The following is a 9,389-nucleotide window of genomic DNA, read 5'->3' as shown; positions in this document are numbered from 1 at the left end:
GCCATAGGCATAGGTGTCATCTCCGGCGCGAACGGCGTCAACGCCCTCGCGATAGGCGGGAACGCCCAGGCTGTCGGAGACGGAGCAAGCTCCATTGGCGTCAACTCGGTCGCAGCCGCAGGCTCGGCCGCCTTTGGCCTGAACGCGCGCGCCGACGGAACGAACTCGACGGCGATCGGCTATGTTACCCGGGCGACCGGGCTGCGCGCCACCGCGCTCGGGTTTGGGGCGACAGCGTCCGGGCTGGATGCGCTTGCCCAAGGGAATAGCGCCGTCGCAAGCCAGCAGAACTCTATCGCCATCGGCTTCCAGGCGACCTCGACCGCGATCAACGCCATCAATCTTGGCAACCGAACCGCAGCGGGAAAGGGCGCCCTTCAAGAGAGCGCCGTCGCCATCGGCACGGACGTGCTGGCGTCTCAGGTTGACAGCATTGCGATCGGGCGCCAAAGCCAGTCGACGGGCACGAGCGCCACGGCGATGGGTAGGAACGCCGGCGCCTGGGGCAACCAGTCTATCGCGCTCGGCCTAGGCGCGCAGGCGGGCGTTCAGGCCAACACGGCCTTGCCCAACAGCATCGCGATCGGCACCAATGCGGTCTCTTCCGGCGGTTTCGCTACCGCAATGGGCGCTTCCTCGGTTGCGAGTGGTACCAGTTCGACAGCCGTGGGCTTCCAGGCCCAAGCCGCCGGCCTCAATGCCGCCGCCGTCGGTCCCCAGGCAAATGCATCGGCGTCAAACTCGGCGGCGTTCGGCAACGTCGCCACGGCTTCGGGCAATTTCGCATTGGCCCTGGGCAATTCGGCCGTGTCGAGTGGAGTAGGCTCGGTCGCGGCGGGCTCGGGAGCCCAGGCCACGGACGTCTCGGCGACCGCGCTCGGCAACAACGCCACCGCGACCGCAGCGAGCGCGAGCGCGCTAGGCTTGGGCGCCACGGCGAGCGGCATAAACAGCACCGCGGTTGGTAAGTCGGCCAATGCGAGCGCGCAGGACGCCATCGCCATGGGCACGAGCGCCAAGGCCGATTCCGCCGAGGCGGTGGCCATGGGCACCAATGCGGTGGCGACCGGCGGCAAGGCGGTCTCGATCGGGTCCGGCAACACCGCCTTTGGCAACGGCGCGGTCTCCATCGGCGATCCCAGCTATGCCAGCGGCACCGGCGCCTTCACCGGCGGCGCCAACAACATCGCCAACAGCGACGGCACCGCGACCGCCACCGCCGCCAACCAGGCCAACGGTGCTGTCGCCATCGGCAACAACAACAAGGCGATCGGACAAGGCTCCGTGGCGCTGGGCAACGGCTCGACCGCCGGTGCGGCCGGCCTCGCGGGCAATGTCGCGCTCGGCAATGGCGCCTCGGCAGCAGCGAGTTCCGGCGATGTCGCGCTCGGCTCTGGCTCGGTGACCGCGACGGCGGTCGGCACGGCCAGTGGGGTGGTCAACGGCACGACCTACGCCTTCCAGGGCACCAACCCGACCTCGACGGTCAGCATCGGCGCGCCCGGTGCGGAGCGCACCATCACCAATCTGGCGGCGGGGCGGATCAGCGCGCTCTCGACCGACGCGATCAACGGCTCGCAGCTCTTCGCCACCAATCAGGCCGTCGACGCCATTGGCGCCGTCGTCAACAACATCAATGTCGGCGGCATCAAGTATTTCCACGCCAATTCGACGGCGGCGGATTCGTCGGCGACGGGTGCGGAATCGGTTGCGATCGGACCTCTCTCGACTGCGGCAGGGGCGAACGCCATCGCGGCCGGCAACAATGCGAGTGCCTCCGGCCTCGACGCAACGGCGTTTGGATACATATCCAAGGCCTCGGGCGACTTCAGCACCGCCGTCGGACCGAATGCCAACGCGACAGGCTTGTCCAGCACCGCGGTCGGCCAGAACGCGTTTGCTACCGCCGGGCAAGCGACCGCTCTCGGCAAGCAAGCGAATGCCAGCGCCGCGGATGCGGTCGCGTTGGGACCCAACGCCACAGCCGGCAACGCAGGCGCCGTGGCGCTCGGCTCCGGCAGTGTCACCGACGTCGCCGTCGGCACGCCCAGCGCGGTGATCAACGGCACGACCTACGCCTTCCAGGGCACTACTCCGACCTCGACGGTCAGCATCGGCGCGGCCGGTGCGGAACGCACCATCACCAATGTCGCCGCGGGGCGGATCAGCTCGACGTCGACCGATGCGATCAACGGTTCGCAGCTCGCCGCCACCAACCAGGCCGTCGACGCCATCGGCGCCGTCGTCATCAACATCAATGTCGGCGGCGGCATCAAGTATTTCCATGCCAACTCGACGGCGGCGGACTCTTCGGCGACGGGCACGGACGCGGTCGCGATCGGACCCGTCGCGACCGCAACGGGGACGAACGCCATCGCGGCCGGTGTCAATTCGAGCGCCTCCGACGCCAACGCCTCGGCCATCGGCAGCGGCGCCGTCGCATCGGCGCTCGACGCAACGGCGATGGGCTACATATCCAAGGCCTCGGGCCAATTCGCCACCGCCGTCGGCGCCAACGCCAATGCCACAGGCCTGTCCAGCACGGCGATCGGCCAGAACGCGTTCGCAACCAACGCTCAAGCGACCGCTCTCGGCAAGCAAGCGAATGCCAGCGCCGTCGATGCGCTGGCGCTGGGCGCCAACGCCACCGCCGCCAACGCAGGCGCCGTGGCGCTCGGCTCGGGCAGTGTCACCGACGTCGCTGTCGCCACGCCGAGCACCGTGATCAACGGCACGACCTATGCCTTCCAGGGCACCAATCCGACCTCGACGGTCAGCGTCGGCGCGGTCGGTGCGGAACGCACCATCACCAATGTCGCCGCGGGGCGGATCAGCTCGACGTCGACCGACGCCCTCAACGGCTCGCAGCTCGCCGCCACCAACCAGGCCGTCGATGCCATCGGCACCACCGTCAACAATCTTGGCGCTGGCGTGACCAATCTCGGCAACATTGTCAACAACATCGCCGGCGACACCTCGACCGCCTACACCGACGCCAACGGCATCGGCATCCGCTACGCTCGCACTAACGAGGCCGGACTGGCGCAGACCGATTCCTTCGCACAAGGTGTCGGCTCCACCGCTGTCGGCTACCAGGCGACCGCGACCGGGGTCAGCGCGCTGGCGCTCGGCCGCGCCAGCAACGCCAGCATCGACGGCAGCGTGGCGCTGGGCTCGGGTTCGATCTCCAATCGCGCGATCGCTCCGGCTACCGGCCAGATCGCAGCCGGTCCGTCGAACTTCATCCAGTTCAACACGACCGACAAGGCGCTGCTCGGCGCGGTTTCGGTCGGCGACGTCAACTCCTACCGGCAGATCACCAATGTGGCCGACGGCACGCAGGACCAGGACGCGGTGACGGTGCGCCAGCTCGCCGGCGCCATCGCTGCCGTGTCGGTCACCTCGACGAAATACTTCCATGCCAATTCGGCGGCGGGCGACTCGCTGGCGGTCGGCGCGGAGTCGGTCGCGGTCGGTCCGACGACCGTCGTCAACGGCGACAACGGCATCGGCATCGGCAACGGCGCCATCGTCGACCAGACAGCACCCGGCGGAACGGCCATCGGCCAGAACGCGCATGTGCTGCTGGCCGACGGCCTGGCGCTCGGCACCAATTCGACCGCCTCCGGCATCCAGTCGGTGGCGCTCGGCGCCGGCGCCCAAAGCACCTTCATCAACAGCGTCGCGCTTGGTGCGCAGTCCATCACCACGGTCGGCGCACAAACGAACTACGCGGCCTATGGGCTTGCTGGCGCGCAGACCTCGGTCGGCGAGGTGTCGATCGGCGCCGCCGGGGCCGAACGCAAGCTGACCAATGTCGCGGCGGGCTCGGCCGACACCGACGGCGTCAACGTCTCGCAGTTGCGCGGCGTGACGAAAAACGTCACCGACCTGTTCGGCGGCGTTACCACGATCAATCCCGACGGCTCGATCACCGGCCCGACCTACACTATCCAGGGCAACAACTACTCGACCGTCTATGACGGCCTGACGGCCGTCGACAATGCCCTGACCACCATCAGCAATGGCGGCGGCATCAAATACTTCCACGCCAATTCGACGCTGGCCGACAGCATCGCCGGCGGCACCAACGCGGTGGCGATCGGGCCGGAAAGCGTGGCGAGCGGCGCCGAGAGCGTGGCTGCGGGCCATGGCTCGACGGCTACCGGGGCGGGCGCCGTCGCGCTCGGCCAGGGTGCGCAGGCCAACAACGCCAACGATGTGGCGCTCGGCTCCGGCTCGGTGACGCAGACAGCCGTCGGCACCTCCAGCACCGTCATCGGCGGCAAGACCTACACCTTCGCCGGAACGACTCCGACCGGAACCGTCAGCGTCGGCGATGCCGGCGCCGAGCGGACGATCACCAACGTCGCCGCCGGGCGCGTCGATGCCGGCAGCACGGATGCGATCAACGGCTCGCAGCTCTACGCCACCAACACGGCGATCGAGGATTTGAAAGCCGGCGTCGGAAACCTCACCCAGAACGCGGTGACCTATGACGCCCCGGGCGGCGTCAAGTCGAACACCATCACGCTGCAGGGTGGCGACGTCAACGCGCCGGTCGTCATCTCCAATGTCGGCCCCGGCGTCAAAGGGACCGATGCGGTCAATGTCGAACAGATGAACCAGGGCCTGACCGCCGGCAAGAGCTATACGGACAACCGCGTGGCTTACGCTATCGATACGTCCAACGACTACACCGACAAGGTAGCCGCCACGACCCTGCAGCAGGCCAACGACTATACCGACCAGAAGCTCGGCCAGCTCAATTCGGACATCAACGGCATCCGCGACGAGGCCCGGCAGGCGGCCGCGATAGGCCTCGCCGCCGCCTCGCTGCGCTACGACGACCGGCCCGGAAAGCTGAGCGTCGCGGCGGGTGGCGGCCTCTGGCGCGACGCCGGCGCGTTCGCCTTCGGTGCGGGCTACACCAGCGAGGACGGCCGCATCCGCGGCAATCTGTCGGGCACGGCAGCGGGTGGGCATGTCGGCGTCGGCGCCGGCATCAGCTTCACCTTGAACTGAGGCAGGGATGAAAGGACTTGTTGCCCTGACCTGCCTGGCGCTTTGCGGCGGCCTCGTGCCGGCCGCCGGGCAGGTCGCGTCGACCTACAGGATCAAGCCTTCGGACGTGGTGCTCCCGCCCGAGGTGAAGCTCGGAGACTACCAGCGCACCATACGCCCATTCGACAACTGGACGCTGATCTGCGACGAGAACCTCAAAGCCCGCAAGAAGGTCTGCAACGTCTCGCAGATCATCGAGGACGCGTCCGGCAAGATGGCCTTCAGCTGGTCGCTTGCCGCCACCCAGGACGGCAAGCCGTACATGATCCTGCGCACCGCCCCGAACGCCAGGAGCGATGGCCTGGTGTCCGTGAAATTCGATGGACAGAAGCAGCCGATCGACGTGCAGCTGAACGGCTGCAACGAAATGGTCTGTGTCGGCATGTTGCCGGTCGGCCCCGTCATGCGCCGGCAGATATCGCAGAACGCGACGCCGGCGATCTCCTACTCGACGGTCGACGGGCAGACGATCACCGTTACCGCAACGCTCAAGGGGCTGTCAGACGCCCTTTCACCACTCAAATAACCGAGGCGCCACCATGAGCCAGCAGGACCAGTTCACGTCCGCCAAACGCACTCCGAGCGTCGAGGCGGATCGGCAGAGGCGGGCCGAGCCCCCAAGGCGCTGGCCACGCGCGGCCGGATATTCACTGCTGGGATTGGTCGTGGCGGGGCTTGGCTTCGCCGCCGGGAATTACGCCGCGGTCGCCAATCTGGTCGGCGGCGCGACGGCCGCACCTGCAGCAACAGCGGCGGCCCCCGTGCTTCCGGACACGCCCTTCCTCGAGCATGTCAAGCAGGCCGGTGTGCAGGCCTGCTCGACCGTCTATCCAGTGCTCGGACAGATCCTGACGACCGGCACGAAATACAGCGTCAAATCCCTGTGGAACGACCAGGCCGCCGACAAGCACGCCATCCAGGCCTTTGTCGGCATGGACTATGCGTCGGAACGCTATAGCGGACCGGCCGCCGGCATCGTCTTCGCATCGCCCACCGCCACGGGTTGCGAAGGGGCGATGGTGCGGGTGGCGCCATTCGCCAGCCCGTGCGCCGACATCCCATCCATCCTGCCGCAGGGCAGCAAGATCACCGACCATCTCGGGCAGGTCGAGGTCTACGAGCTCGGCGGCAATGCCGGTGAAGCGCTTCTCCTGCCGACGGGCAAAAGCTGTGTGGTGATCTCCCTTGCTTCGGCGGCGAAGTAGGACGCGAAGCGAGTGAGGTCAAGGAAAGGATGCCGACCATGAGATTGCAGGCTTTGGCAGTTTTGGGCTTGACCTTGTTGTGGAGCGGACAAGTCGTCTCAGCCGACCTTGTGGCCCCATCGGAACCGCAACAGGAGGAAAAGGGCATATGGGCGGCCATTGCCTATTCGCAGGCCGATAGCAAATACGGCTTCTTCTGGGGCGCCGACAAGCGGCAGGAAGCGAAGGACATCGCACAGAAATATTGCGAGAACGCAGGCGGAAAGGCCTGCAACGTCGTCACCGTCTTCCGCAACCATCGCCATTGGAATGATGACGACGAGACCGGCTTTCCCTACAAGCACTGCGGTGCGCTTGCCGTGGCAGACAAAGTGGAGAACCGTTTCACGCCCTGGGGCGTGAACTCGGCCGAGACCCGTCGGGAAGCGGAGGATCTCGCTTTGCAGGCCTGCGAGGCGACGGGAGAGAAATGCAAGATCCGCGAATGGGTCTGCACATGAAGCTTGGCCCGAAGGCCGTCTCCGCATGTGGAGCAATTCTATTCTCATTGATGTCGCCGGCGTCTGCCCAGCAACAGGTGGCGGCTGTCCCGGATGGACCCTCATCGCTGCGTGAGGTCTATCAGGACTGGAGCGTGACCTGTTCGGTACGGGAAAAGGCGAGAGTGTGCTCGCTTGCGCAAGACCAGGTCCAGCAGAACGGGCAGAGGCTTCTTGCCATGGAGATCGCGGCACGCCCGGACGGTTCGACGACGGCTACCCTGCTTCTGCCCTTCGGCATCCTCCTTGATCCGGGCGTGACGCTGCAGATCGACGATCAACCGCCGTCCCCGCAGCGCTTCAGGACCTGCCTGCCGACGGGTTGCGTCTCCGTCTTTACGGTTGATCGGCCGACGCTTGGAAAGCTGAGGGGAGGCTCGGTGCTGAAGCTCAATGTCACGACGGACGCCGAGACCCCGCTGAGCTTCCCTGTGTCGCTTCGCGGCCTGACCGCGGCGCTCGACCGCATGGTGGCGTTGAGCGCAAATTAGGGTGCGCGCTGACCAGCTTTTGGCCGCAGTGAGCCACATGAAGCGTACGCCGGCCGCCGCGATGGAGTATTTTTGGACGCGGCATCCAAAGGGGCGTGCCTGAAAAAGGGCTCAACTTCAGGTTGGATCATCGACAGCCGCTATCCGAACCGGCCATGATTCTGGCCATACCGGCCCACTGGCCTGCCGTTTTTTGTGCTTTCCCACTGAATGCGGCGTCTGGATACAACCGCAGCGAGCCGACGTTATGTGCTATTTTTGCTACATCTCGCAGCCTTGTTGCCCAAAAAGGCTATTTAGCGATCTCTAAATCAATAATCGCTCACATATTTCGTGAATCTGTGAATAATCCACCGACGGGCAGGCCTTGGCTTGGTTAGCGCTCTGAAAAGGACGCTGGGGAAACGTTAGGGTGGGATTAATGAATACGACAAACATGTCGACCATAGGCAGGCGCCTTGGTCTTTTGATGGCGGCCACCATGCTGACCTGCGGCAGCGCTCACGCGCTCACGCTCAAGGAGGCGATGGCTGTCGCGGTGGAGTCCAATCCCGAGATTGGACAGGCGATCGAAAATCGCGAAGCCATCGAGTTCGAGTTGCGGCAGGCCAAGGGCCTTTATCTTCCCAGTGTCGATGTCGAGGCATCGGCTGGCGTTCGCCGGCTCGACAATCCGTCCCGGCGCTCTCTTTCCATCGAAGGCGATGCGCTCTATCCGGCTGAAACGGATCTTACCGTTTCGCAGACGCTTTATGACAGCGGCGGAAGGCGGGCCGAATTGAACCGTCAGGCATCGCGCGTCGACGGCGCTTCGTTCCGCGTTCTGGAACGGTCCGAATTCATCGGGTTGTCCGTTGTCCAGGACTATCTGGAATACATGCTGCAGGCCTCGATCGTTGCCGAAGCGAAGAAGAATCTCGGCTTCCACCAGGCAATTCTCGGCGACATCCGGCAAGGCATCTCGGGCGGCGCGCTGAACGAGGCCGACCGTCAACAGGCCGAGGAACGGCTGTTCGCCGCCAAGGCGCGCATGCAGGAGGCGACCGAGGAACTGGAAGCGGCCAAGATCCGCTTCTTCAAAACCGTCGGAAAGCCACTGACCAGCCCTTCGAGGCCTGGCGATGTTTCGGCCGCACTCCCGCGCTCGCTCGACGACGCGATAGGGTTGGCGCGGGAAAGCAATCCGCGCGTACACATGGCCAACAGCGACATCGACGCGGCGGCCTCCCTCGTGGACGCTGCGCGGGCAAAATTTGGCCCCTCCATCATCGCTGAAGGTCGGGCCCGGGCAGGAACCGACATTGACGGCGACGATGGCGACACCACCGACCTGCAGGCGCGCGTGGTCCTGCGCTGGAACCTCTACCGCGGTGGCATCGACAAGGCCAACGAGCAGGAACAGATCCGCCGCACCAGTGAACAGCGTCTCGCGCTGCATCAGGTCCAGCGCGAAATCGAGGAAGCCGTTCGCACCTCATGGGATCGCCGTTTCCGGCAAGCCGATCTGGCAAAGACCCTGAGGCAACAAGCCGCTGCCAATGAGAAGCTGGTTGCTTCCTATCGCGAGCAGTTCAAGGTCGGACAGCGCTCGCTGCTCGACGTGCTCGATGCGCAGAATACACGGTTCAACACGGCAACGCTGGCGGATACCGCTTCCTACGCATCGCTGTTTGCCCAGTACCGGCTCCTGGCCGCGACCGGACAGTTGCTGAAAACGATGAATCTCGAGCCGGCAAAGCAAGCGACGGCCTATGCACGCACCGAGTTCGCAGCACCGGAAACCGCGGACACAGAAACCTATGCGCGGACGCCATCGGAGCAGAAGAACGACCTGCCATTCGATATTCTCGCTCCGGTGAGGAAGAAATAGGACAGCACAAGGTCCAGCGAGCGTCCTGACGGGCAGATCGTGAACCAGCAACCCAACATCCTCTCCCCGAAGGAGGCGTTCAAGGCCTGCTTCTCGGCCGTTGCCGGATATCTCGGCAGGCCGAGCGCGGAGACCGTGCTGTTTGCCGGCGTGCCGCTCTCGGAAAAGCGAATTGCGGCCGACGACATCAGGCACCTTGCCGAACGCATCGGCCTGGAAG

General features: G+C 65.5%; 7 protein-coding genes. All 7 read left to right on the top strand.

Annotated elements, in window-relative coordinates; genetic code table 11:
• Positions 1–5,025, top strand: a 5,025-nt coding sequence (locus ENZ75_RS10970) for a YadA-like family protein (protein WP_128278099.1), incomplete at its 5' end; no start/stop codon positions are given.
• Positions 5,026–5,032: 7 nt separating this feature from the next.
• Positions 5,033–5,590, top strand: a complete 558-nt coding sequence (locus ENZ75_RS10965; RefSeq protein ID WP_013529840.1) for an invasion associated locus B family protein — start codon at positions 5,033–5,035, stop codon at positions 5,588–5,590.
• A 13-nt stretch (positions 5,591–5,603) separates the two neighbouring features.
• Positions 5,604–6,269, top strand: a complete 666-nt coding sequence (locus tag ENZ75_RS10960) for a hypothetical protein (protein WP_013529841.1) — start codon at positions 5,604–5,606, stop codon at positions 6,267–6,269.
• A 38-nt stretch (positions 6,270–6,307) separates the two neighbouring features.
• The gene (locus ENZ75_RS10955; protein ID WP_013529842.1) at positions 6,308–6,769 is read left to right on the top strand and encodes a DUF4189 domain-containing protein; all 462 of its coding nucleotides are present in this window, start codon (positions 6,308–6,310) and stop codon (positions 6,767–6,769) included.
• Complete coding sequence (locus tag ENZ75_RS10950; RefSeq protein ID WP_063168902.1) at positions 6,754–7,299, top strand: invasion associated locus B family protein; 546 nt, start codon at positions 6,754–6,756, stop codon at positions 7,297–7,299. Before ENZ75_RS10955 ends, ENZ75_RS10950 begins: the two co-directional genes overlap by 16 nt.
• Positions 7,300–7,720: 421 nt before the next feature.
• Complete coding sequence (locus ENZ75_RS10945) at positions 7,721–9,169, top strand: TolC family protein (RefSeq protein WP_013529844.1); 1,449 nt, start codon at positions 7,721–7,723, stop codon at positions 9,167–9,169.
• A gap of 39 nt (positions 9,170–9,208) precedes the next feature.
• On the top strand, positions 9,209–9,389 hold a 181-nt coding region (locus tag ENZ75_RS10940; RefSeq protein WP_164887781.1), incomplete at its 3' end, for a hypothetical protein.

Source organism: Mesorhizobium sp. M7A.F.Ca.CA.002.04.1.1 (assembly GCF_004022805.1).
Lineage (GTDB): Bacteria > Pseudomonadota > Alphaproteobacteria > Rhizobiales > Rhizobiaceae > Mesorhizobium > Mesorhizobium ciceri.
The sequence above is the reverse complement of the archived record's forward strand: the minus strand, read 5'-3'. Positions and strand labels throughout refer to the sequence as shown.

Bases quoted from the DNA above. Each gene is read 5' to 3' on its own strand.
- ENZ75_RS10950 (WP_063168902.1), top strand. From the start codon at position 6,754: ATGGGTCTGCACATGAAGCTTGGCCCGAAGGCCGTCTCCGCATGTGGA.
- ENZ75_RS10960 (WP_013529841.1), top strand. From the start codon at position 5,604: ATGAGCCAGCAGGACCAGTTCACGTCCGCCAAACGCACTCCGAGCGTC.
- ENZ75_RS10965 (WP_013529840.1), top strand. From the start codon at position 5,033: ATGAAAGGACTTGTTGCCCTGACCTGCCTGGCGCTTTGCGGCGGCCTC.
- ENZ75_RS10955 (WP_013529842.1), top strand. From the start codon at position 6,308: ATGAGATTGCAGGCTTTGGCAGTTTTGGGCTTGACCTTGTTGTGGAGC.
- ENZ75_RS10945 (WP_013529844.1), top strand. From the start codon at position 7,721: ATGAATACGACAAACATGTCGACCATAGGCAGGCGCCTTGGTCTTTTG.